Below are 24717 nucleotides of genomic sequence, written 5' to 3'. Positions count from 1 at the left end.
TACCCATCATCCTGTGCAATCGCCCCTCACTCGCCCAGCGGCACCAGGCTGCCATTCAAACCCAGCTTGACCAGTCTGGCGCGCGTCTTCTCCGCCTCTTCCTTGCTGGCAAAGGGGCCGACGCGCACGCGGGTGCGTTCGCCGTTTGCGGTAGGAATCTTTTGTGTCTGGCTGGCGATGCCCGCCGCCTTCAGCTTGCTGCGCAATTCGTTGATCTTGTCCTGGCTCGCCAGTGCCGCAACCTGGATCATGTATTTGCCCGGCTTTTTATCGGCCGGGGCCTTGCCGGCATCGGTCACGCCCTTGCCCTCCAGGATGGCCTTGGCCCGTGCGGCTTCCTTGTCTTCATCGGCAGGGGCTTTCGGCGCGCTCCTGGCGCTTGCCGGCGCTTCCGGCTTGGCGGCTTCTTTCTCTTTCGGCTCGGTCCGGGCCATGACTTTCGCCTCGGCGGCTGTTGGCTCTGCGGCGACGGCTTTCGGGCTTGCCGCTGGCATCGCTTCCTTGCGCTCGGCCGCATCGCTGGCCGCCACCACGGCGGGCATTGCAGGTTTGCGGGCATCCGGCGCCGCGACCGGCGCGCCGCCGCCATCCACCGGCTCAAGAATTTGTTCATCCGGGCCGAGCGAAGCGGTCACCGGCACCGGCAAACGCCGCGACTGCGGCTGATGCGCCGGCGAGTCCTTGGAGGGGATTTTGATATCGATGTCTTGCGCCAGCGGCTTGGGTTCCGAGTCGAGCACCATCGGCAAGCCGATTACCGCCGCCAGCACCAGGGCGACTGCACCGACCAGGCGGCGCCGTGCGCGTTTCTTTTCCGGCAAGATCTGATCCGCCGCTGCATCGTCGCTCGCCGACTGGCGTCGGGCGCGGGGGCGCTTTGGGTTCGGCTCGTCTTTGGCCCGGGAATACGACGTATCGTCATCCGGGGCTTCCTGCTTGTTTTTGCGGAAAAACGAGAACAAACTCATGCGATCGGTTCTATGGTTGAGAAGAGGATTGCGCGCTACTCAGGCTAAATTGGGCCTGACTTCTGTCCTGATTCCGGGCTTCCATCACGCCAGCGACAGTCAGGAAAGATCCGAAGACCGCAATTCTATCATTCTCGTCCGCTCTGTTGATTGCATTTGCAAACGCCGCCGCAGGCGTGGCAAAACAGGCAATACTGGATTCGGCAGCAGGTCCGTCCCCCGGTACGACGCCGGCAGCCAGCAGCTTTTGCCGGATACTGTCGGCGCTGGCCGCGCGCGGCAGCGGCAGATCGGTCAGGCACCAGTGGTCGATGCGGTCCTTGAGTTGGGCGATGATGCCATCGATATCCTTGTCCTGCATGGCGCCGAACACGGCATAGGTGAAGCGGTGGAAACCCATGTTGTCGAGGTTTTGCGCGAGCGTCGCCGCCGCATGCGGATTGTGGGCGACATCCAGCACCACCGTCGGCCGTCCCGGCAAGACCTGGAAGCGCCCTGGCCAGTCGACCATCACCAGGCCGTTGCGCACTTCCTGGGCGCCGACCGGCAGGCGCAGGCGCAGCACTTCCAGCGCCGCCAGGGCGGCGCTGGCATTGAGCAATTGATTGGCGCCGCGCAGGCTGGGATAACCCAGCGAGTTGCGGCGCTGGCTGCGGCCGCCGTAATTCCATTGCTGCTTGTCGCCCGAATAATTGAAATCGCGCCCCACCAGCCAGAGGTCGGCGCCGATCGCCTCGGCATGCGCCAGCAGGGATTTGGGCGGCACCGGGTCGCTGCAGATTGCGGGGCGGCCGGCGCGGAAGATACCGGCCTTTTCGACGCCGATCTGCTCGCGCGTATCGCCCAGGTATTCCTGATGGTCGATATCGACGCTGGTGACAATGGCCACATCGGCATCGATCACATTGACCGCATCCAGGCGCCCGCCCAGCCCCACTTCCAGAATCACCGCATCCAGCCCGGCGCCGGCGAACAGGCGCAGGATGGCCAGGGTGGTGAATTCAAAATAGGTCAGCGAGATCTCGCCACGCGCCGCTTCGACGGCGACGAACTGTTCGACCAGGGCGGCATCGGTGGCCGACTCGCCGTCAAGGCGCGCGCGCTCATTGAAATGCAGCAAATGCGGCGAGGTGTACATGCCGACCTTGTAGCCGGCCTGGCGCAGGATCGATTCCAGCATGGCGCAGGTCGAGCCCTTGCCATTGGTGCCGCCGACGGTGATCACCGGACAGTCGAAGACGATACCCAGCCGCTCCCTGACCTGGGCAACGCGTTCGAGGCCGAGATCAATGGCTTTCGGATGCAGGGTTTCAAGATGGGCAAGCCAATCGGCCAGGGTGGCGGGGGAAGTATGCATGACAGCTAAATGGGGGCGATTTTGAAATTAAAAAGCCCGAACCTGGCTGCGGTTCGGGCTCGTCTGGCTGGCAAGGAAAATCAGGCCACCACTTCGGCCGCCTGGTTTTGCAGCAATGCCAACAGGCGGGCGATTTCCTCACGCATCTTGCGGCGGTCGACGATCATGTCGATCGCACCTTTCTGCAGCAGGAATTCGGAACGCTGAAAACCTTCCGGCAATTTCTCGCGCACGGTGTTTTCGATCACGCGCGGGCCGGCAAAACCGATCAGGGCCTTGGGCTCGGCGATGACGACGTCGCCCAGGAAGGCGAACGACGCCGAAACGCCGCCGGTGGTCGGATCGGTCAACACCGAAATGAAGGGCAGCTTTCTCTCGGACAGCTTGGTCAGCATGGAAGTGGTCTTGGCCATCTGCATCAGCGACAGCAAACCTTCCTGCATGCGGGCGCCGCCGGAAGCGGCGATGCAGATGAATGGCACCTTTTGTTCCAGCGCAGCCTGAGCGCCGCGCACGAAGCGCTCGCCGACCACCGAACCCATGGTGCCGGCCATGAACTCGAATTCGAAACAGGCCGCCACCACCGGCACGGTCATGATGGCGCCACCGAGGACGATCAGGGCATCGGTTTCGCCAGTGGCTTCCATGGCCGCCTTCAGGCGGTCCGAGTACTTCTTGCTATCCTTAAACTTGAGCGTATCGACCGGCAGGGCTTCCTGGCCGATTTCGTAGCGCCCTTCGGCATCCAGCAAGGCGTCCAGGCGGTCGCGCGCGCGGATGCGCATGTGATGGTCGCACTTGGGGCAGACATGCAGATTGGATTCGAGATCGGTACGATACAGCACCGCTTCGCAGGACGGGCACTTGACCCACAGGCCTTCCGGCACGGATTTGCGGGAAGCCGATTCGCTGCGCTGGATGCGCGGCGGGAGTAATTTGTCTAGCCAACTCATGGCGCCTCTTTCAATTATTGTTTTGCCTGAATGCAAAATTTACTTTGTTCGGGGCAAGTAAAGTTTCATTAAGATTAACACAACTCGCTTGCCCGCCAACCAACCCTTGGCCGCCATCCTAAATGACTGGTGCCCTGCCTGCAAGCTATTCGTCCAGGGCCTGCCGGATGCCGGAAATGAATGCCTGCACCGCCGCCACCGCCTGCTCGCGCGGAGTATTTTCGAGTTCCTGGATGATGCGGCTGCCGATCACCACCGCATCGGCGACGCTGGCCACTGCCTTGGCGGTGGCGGCATCGCGAATGCCGAAGCCGACGCCGATGGGCAGCTTGACATGCCGGCGCACCGTAGCGATCTTGTCCGCCACTTCAGCGGTATCGATATTCTGCGCGCCGGTCACGCCTTTGAGCGAAACGTAATAGCTGAAGCCACTGCCGAAGCGCGCCACCTGCTCCATGCGCGCCTCGGTCGAGGTGGGCGCCAGCAGGAAGATCGGGTCCATGCCATGGGCCTGCATCTTGGCGGCGAATTCCTCGCATTCTTCCGGCGGATAGTCGACCACGATGCTGCCGTCGACGCCGGCCTCGGCGGCGGCGGCGACGAAGGCATCCACGCCCATGCGCTCGATCGGATTGGCATACCCCATCAGGACCACCGGCGTGGTGCTGTTGGTCTTGCGAAATTCGCGCACGTAGCCGAGCACATCATGCATGCTGACGTTGAATTTCAGGGCACGCTCGCAGGCGCGCTGGATCACCGGGCCTTCAGCCATGGGGTCGGAAAACGGCACGCCCAGTTCGAGGATATCGGCGCCGCCCGCCACCAGCGCATGCATCAGCGGCACGGTCAGTTCGGGCGCGGGATCGCCCGCCGTGATGAAGGGGATCAGGCCCTTTTTGTTGTGCGCCGCCAGGGCGGCGAAAGTGGTTTGGATTCGTGACATGGGATTGGTTTTTCTGGTTGATCGGCGCCCGGAGTGTTGCTTCAGTCTTTCCAGCCGGCGACGGTATGCATGTCCTTGTCGCCGCGGCCGGACAGGTTGGCCAGGACGATCTTGTCCTTGGGCAGGGTCGCCGCCAGCTTGGCTGCATACGCCAGCGCATGGCTCGATTCCAGTGCAGGGATGATGCCTTCGATGCGGCAGCAATCATGGAAAGCCTTGAGCGCTTCCTTGTCGGTGATGGTCACGTACTCGGCGCGGCCGCTGTCCTTCAGCCAGGCGTGCTCGGGGCCGACACCGGGATAATCGAGGCCGGCGGAGATCGAATGGGTCTCGGTGATCTGGCCGTTCTGGTCCTGCAGGAGATAGGTGCGGTTGCCGTGCAAAACGCCCGGCGAGCCCACCGTCAGCGATGCCGCGTGATGGCCCGTCTCGAGGCCCTCGCCGGCGGCTTCCACGCCGATCAGCTTCACCTCGGGGTAAGGAATGTACGGATAGAAGATGCCCATGGCATTCGAGCCGCCGCCCACGCAAGCCACCACGTAGTCGGGCTGGCGCCCGGCCATCTCCGGCATCTGCTCAAGGCATTCCTCGCCGATCACGGCCTGGAAGTCGCGCACCATCTTCGGATACGGATGCGGGCCGGCGACCGTACCGATGATGTAGAAGGTATTCTCGACATTGGTAACCCAGTCGCGCATGGCCTCGTTCAGGGCATCCTTGAGGGTCTTGGAGCCGGACTCGACCGGCACCACCCTGGCGCCGAGGATTTCCATGCGGTAGACATTCTGCATCTGCCGCTTGACGTCTTCGCTGCCCATGTAGACCACGCATTCCAGGCCGAAGCGCGCGCAGATGGTGGCCGTGGCGACGCCATGCTGGCCGGCGCCGGTCTCGGCGATGATGCGGGTCTTGCCCATGCGGCGGGCCAAAAGCGCCTGGCCGATGACATTATTGATCTTGTGGGCGCCGGTGTGGTTCAGGTCTTCGCGCTTGAAATAGATCTGCGCGCCGCCGGCAATTTCCGACCAGCGCTTGGCATGGTAGATCGGGCTGGGGCGGCCGACGAAATGCTTGAGCTCGTATTCATACTCGGCGATGAACGCCGGATCCTTGCTGTAGTGGGCGTACGCCTCCTGCAATTCATGCAGGGCCTTGGTCAGGGTTTCGGAGACGAAGCTGCCGCCGTAGGGGCCGAAATGGCCCTTGTTGTCGGGCAGGTCATAGGCAATGTGCTGGCCCGTTGCGCCGGGCTGGGTCGATTGGGTCATGGGTGTTTTCCAGTTATTTTCTAGTGGCTGCTTGCCGTGTCGGCGGCGCGTACCGCGCCGATGAAGGCCGCGATCCTGGCCGCGTCCTTGATGCCCTTGCCGCTTTCGACGCCGCTGCTGACGTCGACCGCCCAAGGGCGCACCTGGGCCACCGCCTCAGTCGCGTTCTGTGCATTCAAGCCACCACTCAAAACGAGCCGAGGCGCGATTTCTTTTGGAATGAGAGACCAATCAAAGACCTTTCCGCCGCCGCCATAGCCTTCCACGAAGGCATCGAGCAGCAAGCCGGCAAACCATTGGCTGGATGAACGGTATTGCCGCTCGTATTCTACCAAATCGGCGGACTGCATATCCGCCCTGACCCGCACGGCGCGCAAGAAGGGACGTCGCACCCGGCTGGCAGTCTCGCAACATTGTTCCAGGCTTTCATCGCCATGGAATTGCAACAATGAAATCGGCGCCGTGGCGAGGACATCCGCGACGGCTTCGGCGCTGGCATTGACGAACAGGCCAACCGGGGTGATAAAAGGCGGAATCTGCGCAATCAGCGCCTTCGCCTGGGCGGCGCTGACGTGGCGCGGACTCTTGTCGTAAAAGACAAAACCCAGCGCATCGGCGCCGGCGGCTACGGCCGCCTGGACATCTTCCGGCCGGGTCAGGCCGCAAATCTTGATACGGGTACGGTGGCTCATCGTTGCAGCGGCACGTTCAGTGCGCAAGTGGGCGAAGCGGCCAAGTATACCCGTTCCACGCCCGCCATCACAGCCAGAAAGGCACGGCTGCTTCCTGCGGCAAACCCCATTTGGGATCGTAGTCGATCCTGGCCAGGTACAAACCGTCCGGCATGAAGGTTGGCGCAACGCGGCTGCGGTCGCATCCTTCCAGCATTTCCCGCATCCACGCCGGCGGATATTTGCCAATGCCGACGGCGATCAGCGAGCCGACGATATTGCGCACCATGTGGTGCAGGAAGGCGTTGGCCGTCAGGCTGAAGGTAATCAGGTCGCCGCGCCTGGCGACCTCGATGCGTTGCATGCTGCGTACCGGCGACTTGGCCTGGCATTCGGCGGCACGAAATGCGGAAAAGTCATGCGTACCGTGCAAATGGCGGGCGGCTTCCTGCATCGCCGCCAATTCCAGCGGCCGGAATGCCCAGCCCGCCTTGCCAGCCAACAGCGGCGAAGGCGTCGCATGGTTGTACAGCAGGTAATGGTAGGTGCGGCTGGCGGCGGAAAAGCGCGCATGGAATTGCTCGCCCTGCCCGTCCGGCGCCACTTCGCACGCCCAGCGCACCGCGATCGACGGCGGCAGGAAGGCATTGACCCCGCGCACCCAGGAAAACGCCTCGCGCGCGATGTCGGTATCAAAATGCACCACCTGTTCCAGCGCGTGCACCCCGGTATCGGTGCGCCCGGCGCAGGTGACGTCGATGGGAGTGCGGGCGAATTTCAGCAAGGCCGCTTCCAGGCGGTCTTGCACGGTATGGCCATCGGGCTGGGTTTGCCAGCCGTGCCAGGGCGCGCCGTCGTATTGGATGCCGAGTGCGATGCGTTTCAATTCAGGTCTTTCAGCGTGCGTATAAACAAACGTAAAAAAGGGCGCAACAGCGTTGCGCCCTCTATTGTGCCACGCGAGGATCAGGCCAGGCTGAGCAGCAATGACCTGGCTTTTTCCGATTGGTCCAGATTGCCGCCCTTGATGACTTCGTCCAGTAATTCGCGGGCGCCTTCGCGGTCGCCGATTTCCTGGTACGCGATCGCCAGGTCCAGCTTGGTCGCCATTTCCGAGTCCGGCGTACTGTCGCTGTCGCTTTCGGTATCGATCACCAGGCTGTCTTCGAAATCTCCCTGGGGAAGATCGAAGCTGGGCAAGCTTTGCGTTAGGTCGAACTTGGTCGACGAAGTCGAGAAATCCAGCGTCGAGCCGAGGTCGGGCAGCGCAGGTTCCGCCTTCGCCGCTGCCGCCGGCTTGCTCTCGGCCGGATTCAAGTCCAGGCTGATGTCGGAGAGGTCGAAATTCAGCGAAGTCACCTCTGCCGACGCCGCGTCGCGCGGTGCGGCTTCTTCCGGCAGGCTAGGCACTTCAGCTGGCATGAATGCCAGATCGTCGCCGCCGAGGTCCACGCTCATCGTGGTGGCCGGCGCATCGAATTCATCGTCTGCAGTTGACGGATTCTGCTCCAGACTGAAATCCATGCTGCCGAATTCCAGCCCGGACGCGGCATCGTTCGCCAGCGGACTCACAGGGATTTCCGGTGCCTGCAGATTGAGGCCGTCAAGGTCGAAATCCAGGCTATTGACTGCGGTCGCGTCCTCCGCCGCTGGCGACTCTGCCTGCGGCGCTGGCGCTGCAGGCGGCGCCGGCAGGTCGCTCATCATGGAATTGTCGAAATAGGCCGAATTGTCTTCCAGGCCATCCAGCACGCCCAGGGTGGATTGCTGCGTGTCCGTAGTGTTGAGCAAGGCATCCAGCTCATCGTCCTGCGACGCGGTGGCGGCCGCCAGCGCAGCTGCCTTGCCTTCGCTGCCTTGATCCGCCCTGGCGCCGGCATACAGCGGGTTGTTCGGATCCAGCGCCGCGCCCATGACGGCAGCCTGCGCCCAGTCTTCCCCCTCGCCCCTGGTCATGCTGTAGAGCTCGGTGGCCAGCGTCTCGAAGGCGCGCAAATCCTTGCGGCCGGCATAAATTTCCAGCAATTTCACGCGTACCGCATGGCGCTCCGGTTGGGTACGCAAGGCTTCCTTGAGGATTTCCTCGGCTTGCGCATCGCGGCCATAGGCGATATACACATCGGCCTCGGCAATCGGGTCGACCTCGTTGGCATCGAGCTGGCTGGCCGCCGGCGTAAAGCTGGAATTGAAAACGCTGTTGCTGGTATCGACGCTCTGTCCGCCGGTCGAACCGAAAAGCGAATTTGCTTTCAGGCTGGAATCAGCCAGGATGCTGTCGTCATATTGTGCGGCATTTTTCTTGCGCCGCATGCCATAGATGCCCAGCGCGCCCAGACCTGCCAGCAAGCCGGCGGCGAGGCTCGACAGCAAAACGGTATTGCCCAACAATTCGTCGAGGAAGCTCGGCGCTTCAACTGGAGGCGGCGGTGGCGCGATCCGCTTGACGGCCGGCTTGGCCGGCGCAGCCGGCGGCGTCTCCGCGACCGGCTGCGCTGGCGCGGCAGCCTTGTCGGCAGGCGCTGCGTCGCTACCCGCAGCAGCCTGCGACGCTTGGCCAGCATCTGCAGGAGCAGCGGCGGAGGGTGTGGTGACGGCAGGAGCGGCAGGCGTGGCGGCGGGGGCTGTGGCGGCTGCAGGAGCAGCCGGCGCTGCGGGTGCTCCTGCAGCTGTGGATGCGGCAGCGACCTTGGCACTTGCCTGTGCCTGCGCCTGTTGCGCTGCCAGATCCTTGTTCTTGATTTCCAGCAGTTTCTGCAAATCGGTGACGTTCTTCTCCAGCTCCTTGACGCGCGCGCTGGATTCGGCCAGGGCTTTTTCCTTGGCGATGAGGTCTTCGGTACCGGCAGCAAAACCGGCAGGACCGGTGCCCGGCGTCTTGGCGCCAGCACCTGCCTTGGACAACTTCAGTTTGTCCTTGGCGTCATTGACAGCGCTCGGCTTTTCCTCGACCTGGGTGGTGATCTTGCCAGCGGCGCTCTGGCTGGCTTCCGATGTCTTCGGCTGCGCCGCAGCAGCCACCTGACCGGCCAGCTGGTTGCGGTAGGCGTTGAAATCGGCCGCCTGGGCGACCACGACACCGCGCGCCTCGGATTTGCCGATCGATTTCGCCGCCTCGGCGTCCGGCACCGTGAGGATCTGGCCGGCGCGCAGGCGGTTCATGTTATTGCCGACAAAGGCACTGCCATTGGCGCGATACAAGGCCACCAGCATCTGGTCGAGCGAAACCCCTTCCTGCTTCACGTGGCCGGCGATCGCGGCCAGCGTATCGCCTTTCTTGACCTGGTAGTTGCCATCGCCCGTCGCCGCCTGCGACGTCGTCGCGGCAGATTCGGCGCGCCCGGCCCGCCTGGCCGGCTGGGCTGGACGCGTGTCCGACTGTTGCGCAGCCTCCGGTTGCGGCACCGGCGCCGTGCGTACTGTGGGCGCCTGGCTAGCGCTGCCGGCGCGCGGCCGGGCTTCGGGTGCGGCGGCGATCTGGGCCGACGGCCCCATGCGCAAATCGGCCGGATCCAGCAGGAAAGTATATTCGCGTACCAGGCGATTGTTGCCGCCGCCGAGTTCCAGCAGCATCGCCACAAAGGGCTCATTGATTGGCTGGGCCGAGGTCACCCGGACGAAATGGCGGTCGCCCCGGTTTTCGATGGCAAAGCGCAAGGAAAACAGCGCCGGATTAAAGTCGATATTGGCTTGCCGGTAAGCTTCGGACGAAGCCAGCTTCGCCACGATCGTGCCGGCTTCTTCCTTCGCCACCGAAGTCAGCTCGATTTCTGCGCGCAGGGGCTGCCCCAGCGACGACAACACGGTCAGCTTGCCCAATCCAGCCGCATAGGCACTGGTGCAAAGCACGGCTGAAAGAACAGCGGCGCTCAGCGTTTTCATGCTGAAAGATGCGAGCTGAGAATGATTGCTTGAATGCATGTTAATTGGCATAAGAGGGCATTCCATGGGAGCGTGTTGCAGGTTTCGCGAGCACGACGAACGTTATTTTTTGTTGCTTACTTTTAACATATCATCATGGACTTACGTTCGCAAGCGGAACCATCTTCTGAACAGACGCAAAACCCGCCAAGCCCCCTGTCTGGCAGGGATCTTGGCGGGTTGATGTTGCGGCATGACAACAACCGAAGAGGTCGTCGCCGAGGCGCCTCAGTCTTCCAGCAGGATACGCAGCATGCGCCGCAAGGGTTCGGCAGCGCCCCACAATAACTGGTCGCCGATGACGAAAGCCGACAGGTATTCCGGCCCCATGTTCAGCTTGCGCACGCGACCGACGCCGATTTGCAGGCCACCGGTAATCGAGGCAGGGGTCAATTCCTGCTCGGTGATGGCACGGTCGTTCGGTACCCATTTGACCCACGGATTGCCGGAACGGATGATGTTTTCGATCTCGGCCAGCGGCAAATCTTTTTTCAGCTTCAGCGTCAGCGCCAGGCTGTGGCAGCGCATGGCGCCGATGCGCACGCACAGACCGTCCACCGGAATGGTGTCGGTATTGCCGAGGATCTTGTTGACTTCGGCCTGACCCTTCCACTCTTCCTTGGACTGGCCATTATCGAGCTGCTTGTCGATCCAGGGAATCAGGCCGCCGGCCAGCGGCGCCGGGAAGTATTCGGTCGGCACGTCCTTGCGGATGGTGTGCGCCACCTTGCGGTCGATGTCCAGAATCGCGGAAGACGGCGTCGCCAGTTCGTCGGCCACGGCGGCGTGGACCACGCCCATGCCTTTCAGCAGTTCGCGCATGTGGTTGGCGCCGCCGCCGGAAGCGGCCTGGTAGGTCATGGAACTGACCCATTCGACCAGGCCTTCGCGGAACAGGCCGTTGACGCCCATCAGCAGGATCGAGTTGGTGCAGTTGCCGCCGATGTAATTCTTGACGCCGCGCTTCAGGCCATCCTTGATCACATGGGCGTTGACCGGGTCGAGCACGATGATGGCGTCATCGGCCATGCGCAGGGTCGACGCAGCATCGATCCAGTAGCCGTTCCAGCCGGCGGCGCGCAGCTTGGGGAAAATCTCGCTAGTGTAGTCGCCGCCCTGGCAGGTAATGATGACGTCGCACTTTTTCAGCTCGTCGATGCTGTTGGCATCCTTGAGCGTGGTTTCCTTCTTCGCCTGCGCGGGGGCCTTGCCACCGGCATTCGAGGTGGAGAAAAACACCGGTTCGATGTGATCGAAATCGTTTTCTTCCTGCATGCGCTGCATCAGGACCGAACCCACCATGCCGCGCCAACCTACCAAGCCAACCTGTTTCATCATGTTTCCTCAAATGCTAAGCGGGTCGCCCCGCCATCAATTTCAAAATTCTTGCTTCTTCAGGCTCAGGCCAGCGCCTTCACCACAGCGTTACCCATTTCCTCGGTGCCGACCCTGGTGGTGCCTTCCTCGTAAATGTCGCTGGTGCGCAGGCCCTGCGCCAGGACTTTCTTGACAGCGGCTTCAACGCGGTCGGCCTGTTCGGCGCGGTTCAGCGAATAGCGCAGCATCATGGCGGCCGACAGGATGGTCGCCAGCGGATTGGCGATGCCTTTGCCGGCGATGTCCGGGGCGGAACCGTGCGACGGTTCGTACAGACCCTTGTTGTTGGCGTCCAGCGAAGCCGAGGGCAACATGCCGATCGAACCCGTCAGCATGGCGGCAGCGTCGGACAGGATATCGCCGAACATGTTGCCGGTGACGATGACGTCGAATTTCTTCGGCGCGCGCACCAGTTGCATGGCGGCGTTGTCGACATACATGTGGTCGAGCGCGACGTCCGGATATTCCTTGGCCACCTCGGTGACGATGTCTTTCCAGAACTGGAAGGTTTCCAGCACGTTGGCCTTGTCCACGCTGGTTAAGCGCTTGCCGCGCTTTTGCGCCGCCTGGAAGGCGACATGGGCGATGCGGCGGATTTCCGGCTCGGAGTAACGCATGGTATCGAAACCTTCGCGGCTGCCCATGAAGGGACCGTCCGGGCATACACGCACGCCGCGCGGCTGGCCGAAATAGATGTCGCCGGTCAGTTCGCGCACGATCAGGATATCCAGGCCCGAGACCACTTCCGGCTTCAGGGTCGAGGCGCCTGCCAGTTCCGGATACAGGATCGCCGGACGCAGGTTGGCAAACAGGTTGAGGTTCTTGCGCAGGCCGAGGATTGCCTGCTCCGGACGCAGCGGACGGTCCAGCGTGTCGTACTTCCAGTCGCCGACCGCGCCGAACAACACGGCATCGGCTTCCAGCGCCAGCTTCAGGGTGCCTTCCGGCAGCGGGTGACCGTGCGCTTCATAACCGGCGCCGCCGACCGGCGCGGTTTCCATTTCAAACGATTCGCCCAGTGCGTTCAAGACCTTGACCGCCTGGCTGATGATTTCCGGGCCGATGCCGTCGCCCGGCAAGACTGCAATTTTCATGATTATTTAACTGAAATTAAATCGTATTGGCCAGCCAGGGCTGGGTCGCCAGGTGCCGCTCTTCGTAGGCGTGGATCAGGTCAGCCTTCTGCAGGGTCAGACCGATATCGTCGAGGCCATTCAGCAGGCAATGCTTGCGGAAGGCATCCACCTCGAAGCCGTAGCTGGAACTGCCATCGGCGGTGCGCACCACTTGCTGTTCGAGGTCGACTACCAGCTTGTAGCCGGGGAAGGCCTTGACTTCATTGAACAGGTGATCCACCTGTAGTTCCGTCAGGGCGATCGGCAGCACGCCGTTCTTGAAGCAGTTGTTGAAGAAGATGTCGGCGAAGCTGGGCGCGATCACCGCGCGGAAGCCATACTGCTGCAGCGCCCACGGCGCATGTTCACGGGAGGAGCCGCAGCCGAAGTTCTTGCGCGTCAGCAGGATCGAAGCGCCCTGGTAGCGCTGCTGGTTCAGCACGAAGTCCGGGTTCAGCGGGCGCTTGCTGTTGTCGGCGCCAGGCTCGCCATGGTCGAGGTAGCGCCATTCGTCGAACAGGTTGGGGCCGAAGCCGGTGCGCTTGATCGACTTCAGGAACTGTTTGGGGATGATCGCGTCGGTATCGACATTGGCGCGATCAAGCGGCACCACCAGACCTTCGTGAACCGTAAATTTATCCATTTTCTATCTCAGTAACCGTATCAGCGCTGACTGCAGCGCCCTTGTTTTCACGGAAGCCTGCGCTTCCGCCGCCAACCGCCTAGCGGCGGGCAGCCTCTTCCACCGCGGAACCCGCTTTTTTCACGTCCTTGCCCATGCCTTCAATCGTATTGCAGGCATTGAGCAGCATCACGGACATCAGGAACACGAATATTTTTTTCATTTTTCTCCCCCTGAATTGGATCAACCCAGCTTGCGCACATCAACAAAATGCCCTTCGATGCCGGCGGCCGCAGCCATGGCAGGCGACACCAGGTGGGTGCGCCCGCCCTGCCCCTGGCGGCCCTCGAAATTGCGGTTCGAGGTGGAAGCGCAGCGCTCGCCCGGCTCCAGCCGGTCGGCGTTCATGGCCAGGCACATCGAGCAGCCCGGCTCGCGCCACTCGAAGCCGGCGTCGCGGAAAATCTTGTCGAGGCCTTCGCGTTCGGCCTGTTCCTTGACCAGGCCCGAGCCCGGCACCACCATCGCCAGCGTGACGTTGGAGGCGCGGAACTTGCCACGCACGACGGCGGCGGCGGCGCGCAGGTCTTCGATGCGCGAATTGGTGCAGGAGCCGATGAATACCTTGTCGATGCGGATGTTCTCGATCGGCGTGTTGGGCTTCAAGTCCATGTAGACCAACGCCTTTTCCATGGCGTCGCGCTTGACCGCATCCTTTTCATGATCGGGGTCCGGCACGCGGCCATCGACCGGCACCACCATTTCCGGCGAGGTGCCCCAGGTGACCTGCGGCTTGATCTCGGCGGCATTGAGCGTGACCACCAGGTCGAACTTCGCGCCCGCATCGGAATGCAGGGTGCGCCAGTACGAGACGGCGTTCTCCCAGTGCGGCCCGACCGGCGAAAACGGCCGGCCCTTGACGTAATTGATGGTGGTATCGTCCACGGCCACCATGCCGGCGCGGGCGCCCGCCTCGATGGCCATGTTGCAGATGGTCATGCGGCCTTCCATCGACAGCGAGCGGATCGCCGAACCGGCGAATTCGATCGCATAGCCGGTGCCGCCTGCCGTGCCAATCTTGCCGATCACAGCCAGCACGATATCCTTGGCGGTGACGCCGGCCGGCAGCACGCCGTCGACCTGCACCAGCATGGCCTTGGATTTCTTGGTCAGCAGGGTTTGCGTCGCCAGCACGTGCTCGACTTCGGAAGTGCCGATGCCGTGCGCCAGGCAGCCGAAGGCGCCGTGGGTGGAGGTGTGCGAGTCGCCGCAAACCACCGTCATGCCCGGCAGGGTGGCGCCCTGCTCCGGCCCGATCACGTGGACGATGCCCTGGCGCTTGTCGCGCATGCTGAAATACGTCAGGCCATATTCATTGGCGTTGGCGTCCAGCGTTTCGACCTGCAGGCGCGACACCGGGTCGGCGATGCCTTCGGCGCGGTCGGTGGTCGGGACGTTGTGATCGGCCACCACCAGGTTGGCGGCAATCCGCCACGGCTTGCGGCCAGCCAGCTTCAGTCCCTCGAAGGCTTGCGGGCTGGTGACCTCATGCAGCAGGTGGCGATCGATATACAAAAGGGTTGTGCCATCCTCGCCGGCATGAATGACGTGCGAATCCCAGAGTTTGTCGTAGAGCGTTTGAGCCATGTTTCGGGTGGGTGCGTCTATGCGCAGAATCAGGTAAACAGCGTTCGATTATGCCATATTTGTGCGCCACAAACTCAAGCCGCTGGGCATTGTCGCTTCAATAAAAAACGCCTGCAAAGGCATACGCAGGCGCAATTCGCTCAATTCATGCAATTTTGCCAATCCCGTCTTCATCAGCTCTGCGTACTATCTTCTTCTGCTCTGCTCATACAGCGGCATGACCCGCTGCGCATACACCGTCAGGTCGGCAACCCGGTCTTCTCGGGACGGATGGGTGGAAAGGAACTTGATCGGCGCGCCGCCGCCCGCCTGTCCCATTTTTTGCCACAGCGTGATCGCCGCGCGGGGGTCATAGCCGGCGCGCGCCGCCAGTTCGACACCGATGCGGTCGGCTTCGGTTTCATGCCGGCGCGAGTTGGGCAAGCCGAGCAAGCCCATGTACGCGTATTCCATGCCTTTTTGCCCGATGTCGCCCAGACCTGCCACGGCCGCCAGGATCGAGATGCCGGTGCCGGCCATGGCCTGTTCGGACGCCCGCTCGCGCGCGTGCTCGCGCAAGGCGTGGGCGATTTCGTGGCCGATCACCGCCGCCAGCTCGTCGTCGGTTGGCTGGATCTTCTCGATCAAGCCGGTGTACACGGCGATTTTCCCGCCTGGCATGCACCAGGCGTTCACTTCGGGCGCCGTGATCACATTGACTTCCCATTGCCAGTTGCGCGCCTCCGGACGGAATGCGCCGGATTGCGCGATCAGGCGATTGGCAATGGCGCGCACCCGGTTGACTTGCGCCGGGTCGCGATCCAGGGTGCCCTTGCCGCGCTCCTGCGCAACCAGCTTGGCGTAGGTCTGGCGCGATGCCTGGTCGATCTGCTCGGAAGACACCGCCATCATTTGCTTGCGATCAACGCCGACCACGCCAGCCTGGGTGGTCTGCACCGTTTCGCAAGATGACAGGGCCAAGCCAGTCAGTACCATCAAAAGCCCCTTTACAAGCGCTTGCCGGATCCGGATATGCATGATTTCACCTCGTTGTCGTTTATCCAAGAATAGGATAATTTTGCACAGGCTGCCGCCGCCAATGTAAACATTACAACAACGCAATAAACCGATGCCGCGCCGGCTTATTTGAGCGGTGCCTGCGCCGCGATTTTCGGTGTATCGACTTTGACGTCGCCGCACTGCGCGCGGTTGCGCAGGGCATGGTCCATCAACACCAGCGCCAGCATCGCTTCGGCGATCGGCGTGGCGCGAATGCCCACGCACGGGTCGTGGCGGCCGAAGGTTTCCACCGTCACCGGATTGCCGGCGCGGTCGATCGAGGGCCGCGGACTGCGGATCGAGGACGTCGGCTTGATGGCGATCGACACCGTGATGTCCTGCCCGGTCGAAATGCCGCCCAGTACGCCGCCGGCATTGTTGCCGACGAAGCCTTCGGGCGTCAGGGCGTCGCCATGCTCGGTGCCCTTTTGCGCGATCGAACGGAAGCCGGCGCCGATTTCCACGCCCTTGACGGCATTGATGCCCATCATGGCATAGGCGATCTCGGCATCGAGCTTGTCGTAGATCGGCTCGCCCAGGCCCACCGGCACATTCTGCGCCACCACGTCGATGCGCGCGCCGCAGGAGTCGCCGGCGCCGCGCAAGTCATCCATGTATTGTTCCAGTTGCGGCACGATGGCGGCATTGGCGGCGAAGAAGGCGTTGTTCGGCACATGTTCCCAGGATTCGAAGGGAATGACGATCTCGCCCAACTGGCTCATGCAACCCTGGAAGGTGGTGCCGTACTGCTGATGCAGCCATTTCCGTGCAATCGCCGCTGCTGCCACCACCGGCGCGGTCAGCCGTGCCGAAGAACGGCCGCCACCGCGCGGATCGCGGATGCCGTACTTGTGCCAGTAGACGTAGTCGGCATGGCCGGGACGGAAGGTATCCAGGATGTTGCCGTAGTCCTTGCTGCGCTGATCTTCATTGCGGATCAGCAGTGCAATCGGCGTACCGGTAGTCTTGCCTTCATAGACGCCGGAGAGAATTTCCACCGTGTCCGATTCCTGGCGCTGGGTTACATGGCGCGAGGTGCCGGGCTTGCGGCGATCCAGTTCTGGCTGGATATCGACTTCCGACAACACCAGCCCGGGCGGGCAGCCATCCACTACGCAACCGATGGCCTTGCCATGCGATTCGCCGAAAGTGGTTACGGTAAACAGGGTGCCGAAAGTATTGCCAGCCATGATAGGAATTGTGAGGTTGCGAAAGGCGCCATTCTACCAGCGCCGGGCTATTTCCAGTCGCCGCGCAGGTTGGCCACCTGCTGCTGCAGGAAATCCGGCGTGGCTTGCTGCGGCAATACGGGCGCGCCGACCGCCAGCGACAGGCGCGACCACAGCCCGCGCCTGAAGGAACGTCCCACCGGGTTGCCGGGGCTGCGCGTCCACATGCTGCCCCACAGGCCGCGCAAGGCCATGGGAATCACCGGCACCGGGCTGCGCTCGATGATCTTGCGCACGCCGCTGCGAAATTCGCTGAGCTCGCCGTCGCCGGTCAGCCTGCCTTCCGGGAAGATGCACACCAGTTCGCCCTCGTGCAGGGCCTGGGCGATATCGACAAAGGATTTTTCCATCAGCCAGGGGTCTTCCTTGGCCGGGGCGATCGGAATCGCCTTGGCACTGCGAAAAATCCAGGACAGCACAGGCACCTTGAAAATCCGGTGGTCCATCACGAAGCGGATCGGCCGCGGGCTGGCAGCCATGATGACGAGGGCGTCGACATAGCTGACATGGTTGCACACCAGTAGCGCCGGCCCTGCTTCGGGGATGCGGTCGGTGTCGACCCACTCGACCCGATAGATGGTATGGATCAGCAGCCACGCAATGAAGCGGATCAGGAATTCCGGCACCAGCGAAAAGATGTAGACGGCCACCAGCGCATTCATCAGCGCGGTCGCCATGAAAATCTCGGGGATCGTGAAGCCTGATTTCAGCAAGACCATCGCCACCAGCGCCGCCGCCACCATGAACAGGGCATTCATGATATTCATGCCGGCAATGGTGCGGGAGATATGCTGGCGGTCGCAGCGGGTCTGGATCATGGCGAACAGCGGCACAATGAAAAAGCCGCCGAACATGCCGATCATGATGCAGTCGAGCAGGATGCGCCAGCTGCCCTGCTGGGCGGCGAAGCCGATGAAGTCGACGGTAGCGGTATTGACGTAACCGAGGCTGGCCAGATAAAGGTCGAAGCCGAATACCGACAGGCCGATCGAACCGAAGGGCACCAGGCCGATTTCGATCTTGCGGCCGGACAGGCGCTCGCACAGGAGCGAACCGGCGCCGATGCCGAACGAGAACGCTGTCAGCAGCAGCACGAACACGCTGTGGTCGCCGTGCAGCACATTTTTGGCGTACAGCGGGAATTGCGCGATGATGATGGCGCCATAGAACCAGAACCAGGAATTGCCGAGGATGGACAGGAATACCGGGCGGTTCTGGCGTGAGAAACCGATGTTGCGGATGGTCTCGGTCAGCGGGTTCCAGTTGATCTTCAGATCGGCCTGCGCCGCCGGCGCATGCGGAATACCGCGGCTGGCGAGCCAGCCGAGAATGGCGATGGCGATGGTGACGCCGGTGACCAATTCAAGACCCCAGGGCCGCCACACCACCAGCACCGCGCCCAGCACTTCGCCCAGCAGGATGCCGACGAAGGTGCCCATCTCGATCAGGCCATTGCCGCCGACCAGTTCATCCTGTTGCAGTTTTTGCGGCAGATAAGCGTACTTGACCGGACCAAACATGGTCGAGTGCAGACCCATGCCAGCCACTGCCGCCACCAGCAGCCAGAGATTATGCGTCATCCAGCCGACCGCCGCCACCAGCATGATGAGGATTTCCAGCAGCTTCACATAGCGCACCAGGCGCGACTTTTCAAACTTGTCGGCAAGCTGGCCGGCGGTGGCGGAAAACAGCACGAAAGGCAGGATGAAGAGACCTGGAATCAGGTTGTTCAGCAGGCCCGGATCGAGTTCGGTCCAGCTCAGCGTATCGTAGGTGAGAATGGTCAGCAACGCCGTCTTGAAGACATTGTCGTTGAAAGCGCCGAGAAACTGGGTCCAGAAGAATGGCGCGAAACGGCGTTGCCGCATCAGGGAGTACTGGCTGGGTTGGCTCATGGCGCGTTGCAGAAATTAAAAAAAGCCGCGCGCCGCGCATGGCTGCGGCGAACGGCCCGGATAGCCATTACTCCTGCTATTTATTCGTCGCCTTCCGCCGGCCAGTCGCGGATATAGGCTTTCAGCATCTTGTTTTCGAAGCTTTGTGCTTCCAGCACGGCGCGCGCGACGTCGTAAAACGAGATCACGCCATACAGGGTCTTGGCGTCCATGACGGGCACGTAGCGCGCATGCTTTTCCAGCATGATGCGACGCACTTCATTGACTTCGGTCTCCGGCGTGATGGTAATCGGATGGTCATCCATGTGCTTGCGCACCGTATCGTTGCCGACCGAGCCATTGTTGCGGTCCATGGTTTTCATGACTTCGCGAAAACTCAGCATGCCGACCAGGGAGCCGAACTCCATTACCACCAGCGAGCCGATGTCCTTTTCCGCCATCGTGTGCACGGCGTCAAGCATGGCGGTGTCTGGCGTCACGGTATACAGGATGTCGCCTTTGACTTTGAGGATTTCGGATACTTTCATGTGTCATCCCGAGGGTGTTGTAGTTTTTATCAATGTAACTTAAGCACAGGCAAAAATCTAGCTGCAATGCACGATCGACAGGATTGATCAATAGCAGCCGGCAAGCTTTACGCATGTCCGGCGGGCGCTTGATCAGCGTATTATTCCCCTAAAAGCAATAAAGTTCAAACACCCGTCTGCCGACTACCGGCAAAATGTGCCGCCAGCGTCTGCTGCAAACCTTGCTCGACGGCGCTTTCGACCTCGCGCGCCAGGTCCGGATTATGGGCGGTATTGAAGACGAACAGGCGATAGACATCAGCCAGCTTCAATTGCTGCGGATTGGCCAGCAATGTCCAGTTGTCGTAACTTTCGCTGACGCGCTTGTTCCAGCGGTTGCGATGCGGCATTTCCGGCCGCATCCGCCCGACCCAGCCAGCTTCCAGCATTTTCGACAGCAAGGCTTCGGATTCGTCGAAGCCGAGCCGGGTCAGCGTCCGGATCGTGCGCGTATCGACCGCCGCCGAAGCCGCGCTGGCGCGGGCATTGCTCAACACTTGCAGCACCGCCATCGCATCGACGAATTCGCTGCCTGGCGTGGGCTGATGCCACCAGCGTTCATACTTGACCACCGGCAGTGCGGCCGCCAGCAAGGCGCCGGACAGGGTGATCATCCAGAACAGATAAATCCAGATCAGAAAAATCGGGATCGCCGCCACCGCGCCATAGATCACCGTATAAGTCGGGAATTTGGTGATGTAAATGGCGAACAGGCGCTTGGCGATTTCAAATGCCACGCCGGCGAGGAAGCCGCCCCAGATCGCATCGCGCCAGTCGACCACGCGGTTGGGAACGACCACGTACAGCAGCGTGAAGGCGCCGGTGGTCAGCAGCACCGAGATCAGCGTGTAGAGCAGCGGGCCAAAACCGGAACGCTGCATCACGGCACCATTGGTGGCGGTGAACACTAAAGAGGTGACGCTGATCGACATGCCGATCAGGAGCGGCCCCAGCGTCACGATCGCCCAGTACACCAGCACCCGTTGCGGCAGCGGCCGCACGGCCTTGACGCGCCAGATCTGGTTGAAGACACGGTCGATCATCGCCAGCGTCATGGCAGCAGTGACGAACAGGAATATGCCACCGACTGCCGACAGGCCCTTGGACTTGGCGGCGAACTGGTTCAGGTAGCCCAGGATGTTGTTGGCCATCGCCTTGGGCATGAGATTTTGAATGAAATACGCTTCCAGCGCGGCGCGGAAAGTATTAAATACCGGAAATATCGTAAAGATCGCAAACGCAATCGTCACGATCGGCACCAGCGCCAGCACAGTAGTAAACGTCAGGCTACCGGCCACTTCGGGCAAATGTTCCTCTTTCAGGCGGCGCGTGGCGAAGCGGAACAGGTCACGCACCTGGGACCACGAAAAACTGCGAAGCTGCGACAGGATTGGCGATGACGTCATGAAATTTTGTAGTTGCCGGCTTGTCCGGCATTTGTATGTTGCGGCTTGCCCGACAACAAGGATCGGCACTGGTAAAGCGCCATATAATAGCAGTATGAGCACATCCAACCTCAGTATCCTGATCCTGTATTATTCCCGCCATGGCGCTACCCGCCAGCTGGCCGAACTGCTTGCACAAGGCGTCGAGAGCGTCGCCGGCTGCGATGCCCGTCTGCGCACCGTACCGGCGGTATCCACGGTGGCGGAAGCCACCGCGCCCGACATTCCCACCGAGGGCCCGCCCTACGTCGAACTGGCAGACCTGGAAGAATGCGCCGGTCTTGCGCTTGGTTCGCCTACCCGCTTCGGCAATATGGCGTCGGCCATGAAATATTTCTGGGACGGCACAGCGACCCAGTGGCTTGCCGGTGCACTGGCCGGCAAGCCGGCCTGCGTATTCACCTCCACGTCCAGCCTGCATGGCGGCCAGGAATCGACTTTGCTGACCATGATGCTGCCCTTGCTGCATCACGGCATGATGGTGCTGGGCTTGCCCTATACTCATCCCGAACTCATGAGCAGCAAGAGCGGCGGCACACCGTATGGCGCCAGCCACTGGTCCGGCCTGAATGGCGACAACGGTTTTACCGAGGACACCAGGACCCTGGCCATCGCGCTGGGCAAACGCCTGGCCGAAACCGCCTGCAAGCTGCGGGGGCCACGATGACGCCGCGCCTGTCGAAAGCATGCTACCTGGGCGCCAGCGCCAGCCTGGTTGCGCTGATCCTGCTGTGCATTGCCTGGGAGTTGTTCCTGGCGCCGCTGCGGCCGGGCGGCTCCTGGATGGTCCTCAAAGTGGTGCCGCTGCTGCTGCCGCTGGCCGGCGTCTTGCGGCGCGACGTCTACACCCTGCAATGGTCGGCCATGCTGATCCTGCTGTATTTTGCCGAAGGCATCGTGCGCGCCACCAGCGACCGCCTGCCCTTGTCGGCGACCCTGGGCTGGGTCGAAGTCGCGCTCACCTGCATTTATTTCTTTTGCGCGCTGGCTTACCTGCGCCCCCACAAACAGGCCGCAAAGAAACTGGCCAGGCAAGCCATCGACAAGGCTTCCAGATGACAGCCTTCCTGGAGGGCTGTCGCGCCGCCGTCGGCGCTGCGCACGTCCTCACCGCAGCGGCCGACATGGCCGGCCACCTCACCGACCACCGGCGCCGCCACACCGGCGCGGCGCTGGCGGTGATCCAGCCGGGCAGCAGCGCCGAAGTGGCCGCCATCGTACGCCTGTGCCGGCAATACCGCGTGCCGCTGGTGCCGCAGGGCGGCAATACCGGACTGGTGCTGGGCAGCGTGCCGGACACCAGCGGCGCGGCGATCGTCCTGTCGCTGACGCGCCTGCATCGCATCCGTTCAATCGATGTCGTCAACGATACCCTGGTTGCCGAAGCCGGCTGCATCCTGAAAAACGTCCAGGACGCGGCGAGCGCCGCCAACCGGCTGTTCCCGCTGTCGCTGGCCTCCGAAGGCAGTTGCACGATCGGCGGCAACCTCTCCAGCAATGCCGGCGGCACCGCGGTGCTGCGCTACGGCAATGCCCGTGAATTGTGCCTGGGGCTGGAAGTGGTGACCGCCGAGGGCGAGATCTGGGATGGCTTGCGCGGCCTGCGCAAGGACAATACCGGTTACGATTTGCGCGATCTTTACATCGGCGCCGAAGGCACGCTGGGCATCATCACCGCCGCCGTGCTCAAGCTTTATCCGCGCCCGCGCGCCCAGCTGACCGCACTGGCGGCGCTGCGCAGCCCCGCCGCCGCGCTCGAACTGCTGGCATCCGTACGCGAACGCTGCGGCGATGCGCTGACCGGCTTCGAGCTGATGTCGGATGTGTGCCTGCAACTGGTGCGAAAACATTTCCCGGCATTGCGTGCGCCATTCGGCAAGGCGCACCCACAGTATGTGCTGCTGGAACTATCCGACCAGGAATCGGAAGCGCATGCAAGGCAGCTGCTGGAAGGCGTGATCGGCGCCGCCCTGGAATCCGGCCTGGTCGATGACGCCGTGCTTGCCGCATCGCTGGGACAATCCGCCGGCCTGTGGCAATTACGCGAACACATTTCGGCAGCGCAAGCCGCCGAAGGCAAGAACATCAAGCACGACATTGCCGTGCCGATTTCCCGCATCGGCGCATTCATCGACACCACCGACCGCCTGCTGGCGCAAGCCTTTCCCGCTTGCCGCCTGGTGTGTTTCGGCCACCTGGGCGACGGCAACCTGCATTACAACGTCTCGGCACCGGCTGGCATGAGCGACGAGGATTTCCTCGCGCGCCAGGCCGAAGTCAACCGCGTGGTGCATGACAGCGTGCACCGTTTCGGCGGTTCGATCTCGGCCGAACACGGACTGGGCGCCCTCAAGCGCCAGGAAATCCTGCGCTATAAATCCCCGGTTGAAATCGGCCTGCAGCGTGCCATCAAGCAGGCGCTCGACCCCTTGAACCTGATGAATCCCGGCAAACTGATCTGAAACCCGCGGGTCTGAAACCCTCTGGTCTGAAACCCTTAACAGGAGCCCTGCCACCATGCGTCTGCTGATTTCCCTGCTGCTGCTCGCCTGCCCCCTGCCGGCCCTGGCGATCTACAAATGCGAGACGGGCGGCGCCGTCAGCTATCGCGATACGCCCTGCCCAGGCGGCAAATCCAGCACCATCGACACGGCGCACAATACGGTGGGGCCGGAACCGCAATCGGCCGACCCCGCTCTGGAACGACAAAAGATGGAACTGCAGCAGCTTGAGCAGACGCGCCACCGGCGCGAAGCGCGGGACGACAAGGCCGCGCAAAAAGCCGCCAAGGCCCGCGCCGCGCGCCAGAAAAAATGCGACGGGCTGGCACAGCGGCAAAAATGGCGCGAGGAAGATGCCAGCATGGCCGTTGGCAAGACTGCTGAAAAGGCCAGGTTAAAGGCCCGCCGCATGGCCGAGGCCTATCAACTGGAATGCGGCTAGCCTGGCCCCGCGATTGTTTGCGCCAGCGCAGATCACAGCCGCTCCAGGCGCGCAATGCGCAAACCTGCAAGCCGCTCGCCGGGTCGAATGCAGATCAGCGATCAGGAATCGGCGGGCGCGGTGGGCGTTTTGGGCCCCCCAGGTCTTGCCAGGATAGCCTTGCCAGGATAATCATGACCCTTACCCTCAGTTCAAGTGCTTTCCAGGATGGCGCGGAGATTCCCGCCCGGCACACCTGCGATGGCCTGGATATCTCGCCGCCGCTGGCCTGGGCCGGCCTGCCCCCTGGCGCCAAAAGCCTGGCGCTGATTATCGATGACCCCGATGCGCCAGATCCTGCGGCGCCGCAAATGACTTGGGTACACTGGGTCATCTATAATTTGCCGCCGGACAGCGGCGCCTTGCAGCAAGGGGTGGCGCCACATGATTTGCCGCACGGCACGCGGCAAGGCCGCAACGACTGGCATCGCACCGGCTATGGCGGCCCCTGCCCGCCGGTCGGACGCCATCGCTATATTCATAAGTTATATGCGCTCGACGTCGTGTTGCCGGATCTGCATTCACCGGACAAGGCGCAACTGGAAAATGCCATGCATGGGCATGTGCTGGCGCAAGCACAGCTGACTGGCCTGTATCGGCGTCCATGATCGTCGCCCCGACGCCCATAAAAATTTTCATCTTCAGCGACCTATTGGCCGCCGGCATAGTCCAATTGAACGGGCAGACAATACTGAAGGCATCATGGTCGTCTTGCATCGCTTT

Annotated in this window: 24 protein-coding genes; 5 read left to right on the top strand and 19 right to left on the bottom strand. The window is 62.3% G+C overall.

What is annotated here, in order from left to right; all coding sequences use genetic code 11:
- Window positions 1–26: 26 nt before the first annotated feature.
- From D3878_RS03475 to D3878_RS03390, 19 genes are all read right to left on the bottom strand, one after another.
- Entirely contained in the window at window positions 27–968 is a 942-nt protein-coding gene (locus tag D3878_RS03475; protein ID WP_119784217.1) for an SPOR domain-containing protein, read from the bottom strand.
- A gap of 10 nt (window positions 969–978) precedes the next feature.
- Window positions 979–2325, bottom strand: a complete 1347-nt coding sequence (folC, locus tag D3878_RS03470) for a bifunctional tetrahydrofolate synthase/dihydrofolate synthase (protein ID WP_119784216.1) — start codon at window positions 2323–2325, stop codon at window positions 979–981.
- A gap of 80 nt (window positions 2326–2405) precedes the next feature.
- Complete coding sequence (gene accD, locus D3878_RS03465) at window positions 2406–3278, bottom strand: acetyl-CoA carboxylase, carboxyltransferase subunit beta (RefSeq protein WP_119784215.1); 873 nt, start codon at window positions 3276–3278, stop codon at window positions 2406–2408.
- A gap of 145 nt (window positions 3279–3423) precedes the next feature.
- Complete coding sequence (gene trpA / locus D3878_RS03460) at window positions 3424–4221, bottom strand: tryptophan synthase subunit alpha (RefSeq protein ID WP_119784214.1); 798 nt, start codon at window positions 4219–4221, stop codon at window positions 3424–3426.
- 41 nt (window positions 4222–4262) lie between these two features.
- The gene (trpB, locus tag D3878_RS03455) at window positions 4263–5489 is read right to left on the bottom strand and encodes a tryptophan synthase subunit beta (RefSeq protein WP_119784213.1); all 1227 of its coding nucleotides are present in this window, start codon (window positions 5487–5489) and stop codon (window positions 4263–4265) included.
- 20 nt (window positions 5490–5509) lie between these two features.
- Complete coding sequence (locus tag D3878_RS03450; RefSeq protein WP_274381896.1) at window positions 5510–6208, bottom strand: phosphoribosylanthranilate isomerase; 699 nt, start codon at window positions 6206–6208, stop codon at window positions 5510–5512.
- A gap of 40 nt (window positions 6209–6248) precedes the next feature.
- Window positions 6249–7046, bottom strand: coding sequence for a tRNA pseudouridine(38-40) synthase TruA (truA, locus tag D3878_RS03445; RefSeq protein WP_119784211.1), 798 nt, complete (start codon window positions 7044–7046; stop codon window positions 6249–6251).
- 80 nt (window positions 7047–7126) lie between these two features.
- Window positions 7127–10039 (bottom strand): motility hub landmark protein FimV, encoded by a 2913-nt coding sequence (locus D3878_RS03440; protein WP_233556216.1) that lies wholly within the window; start codon window positions 10037–10039, stop codon window positions 7127–7129.
- Between the two features lie 267 nt (window positions 10040–10306).
- Window positions 10307–11416, bottom strand: coding sequence for an aspartate-semialdehyde dehydrogenase (asd, locus tag D3878_RS03435; protein WP_119784209.1), 1110 nt, complete (start codon window positions 11414–11416; stop codon window positions 10307–10309).
- Window positions 11417–11478: 62 nt separating this feature from the next.
- Complete coding sequence (gene leuB, locus D3878_RS03430) at window positions 11479–12549, bottom strand: 3-isopropylmalate dehydrogenase (protein ID WP_119784208.1); 1071 nt, start codon at window positions 12547–12549, stop codon at window positions 11479–11481.
- A 16-nt stretch (window positions 12550–12565) separates the two neighbouring features.
- Complete coding sequence (leuD, locus tag D3878_RS03425) at window positions 12566–13213, bottom strand: 3-isopropylmalate dehydratase small subunit (protein ID WP_119784207.1); 648 nt, start codon at window positions 13211–13213, stop codon at window positions 12566–12568.
- 79 nt (window positions 13214–13292) lie between these two features.
- Window positions 13293–13415, bottom strand: coding sequence for an entericidin A/B family lipoprotein (locus tag D3878_RS03420; RefSeq protein WP_119784206.1), 123 nt, complete (start codon window positions 13413–13415; stop codon window positions 13293–13295).
- Window positions 13416–13435: 20 nt separating this feature from the next.
- Complete coding sequence (leuC, locus tag D3878_RS03415; protein WP_119784205.1) at window positions 13436–14839, bottom strand: 3-isopropylmalate dehydratase large subunit; 1404 nt, start codon at window positions 14837–14839, stop codon at window positions 13436–13438.
- 48 nt (window positions 14840–14887) lie between these two features.
- Window positions 14888–15013: a hypothetical protein gene (locus D3878_RS24555; protein WP_274381895.1), complete on the bottom strand. Its 126-nt coding sequence runs from the start codon at window positions 15011–15013 to the stop codon at window positions 14888–14890.
- Window positions 15014–15025: 12 nt separating this feature from the next.
- Window positions 15026–15856, bottom strand: coding sequence for a M48 family metallopeptidase (locus D3878_RS03410; RefSeq protein ID WP_119784204.1), 831 nt, complete (start codon window positions 15854–15856; stop codon window positions 15026–15028).
- A gap of 104 nt (window positions 15857–15960) precedes the next feature.
- Window positions 15961–17067 (bottom strand): chorismate synthase, encoded by a 1107-nt coding sequence (gene aroC / locus D3878_RS03405; protein ID WP_119784203.1) that lies wholly within the window; start codon window positions 17065–17067, stop codon window positions 15961–15963.
- Window positions 17068–17114: 47 nt separating this feature from the next.
- The gene (locus D3878_RS03400) at window positions 17115–19001 is read right to left on the bottom strand and encodes an MFS transporter (RefSeq protein WP_119784202.1); all 1887 of its coding nucleotides are present in this window, start codon (window positions 18999–19001) and stop codon (window positions 17115–17117) included.
- Between the two features lie 80 nt (window positions 19002–19081).
- Complete coding sequence (locus tag D3878_RS03395) at window positions 19082–19528, bottom strand: CBS domain-containing protein (protein WP_119784201.1); 447 nt, start codon at window positions 19526–19528, stop codon at window positions 19082–19084.
- Between the two features lie 164 nt (window positions 19529–19692).
- Window positions 19693–20973, bottom strand: coding sequence for a YihY family inner membrane protein (locus tag D3878_RS03390; protein ID WP_119784200.1), 1281 nt, complete (start codon window positions 20971–20973; stop codon window positions 19693–19695).
- 94 nt (window positions 20974–21067) lie between these two features.
- On the opposite strand from D3878_RS03390, the gene wrbA reads away from it, so the two are divergent.
- The 5 genes from wrbA to D3878_RS03365 all read left to right on the top strand — a co-directional run bounded on the left by wrbA (window position 21068) and on the right by D3878_RS03365 (window position 24602).
- The gene (gene wrbA, locus D3878_RS03385) at window positions 21068–21679 is read left to right on the top strand and encodes an NAD(P)H:quinone oxidoreductase (protein ID WP_119784199.1); all 612 of its coding nucleotides are present in this window, start codon (window positions 21068–21070) and stop codon (window positions 21677–21679) included.
- Entirely contained in the window at window positions 21676–22071 is a 396-nt protein-coding gene (locus D3878_RS03380; protein WP_119784198.1) for a DUF2069 domain-containing protein, read from the top strand. The genes wrbA and D3878_RS03380 overlap by 4 nt, the downstream gene beginning before the upstream one ends.
- A complete protein-coding gene (locus D3878_RS03375; protein ID WP_119784197.1) occupies window positions 22068–23474 on the top strand; it encodes an FAD-binding oxidoreductase in 1407 nt (468 codons plus the stop codon). Before D3878_RS03380 ends, D3878_RS03375 begins: the two co-directional genes overlap by 4 nt.
- Window positions 23475–23529: 55 nt before the next feature.
- Window positions 23530–23955, top strand: coding sequence for a DUF4124 domain-containing protein (locus tag D3878_RS03370; protein ID WP_119784196.1), 426 nt, complete (start codon window positions 23530–23532; stop codon window positions 23953–23955).
- Window positions 23956–24128: 173 nt separating this feature from the next.
- Window positions 24129–24602: a YbhB/YbcL family Raf kinase inhibitor-like protein gene (locus D3878_RS03365; RefSeq protein ID WP_119784195.1), complete on the top strand. Its 474-nt coding sequence runs from the start codon at window positions 24129–24131 to the stop codon at window positions 24600–24602.
- Window positions 24603–24717 lie beyond the last annotated feature (115 nt).

It is taken from the genome of Noviherbaspirillum sedimenti, assembly GCF_003590835.1.
Taxonomy (GTDB): Bacteria; Pseudomonadota; Gammaproteobacteria; order Burkholderiales; family Burkholderiaceae_D; genus Paucimonas; species Paucimonas sedimenti.
Note: the sequence above shows the minus strand (reverse complement) of the source record. Positions and strands in the feature narration are given on the sequence as shown.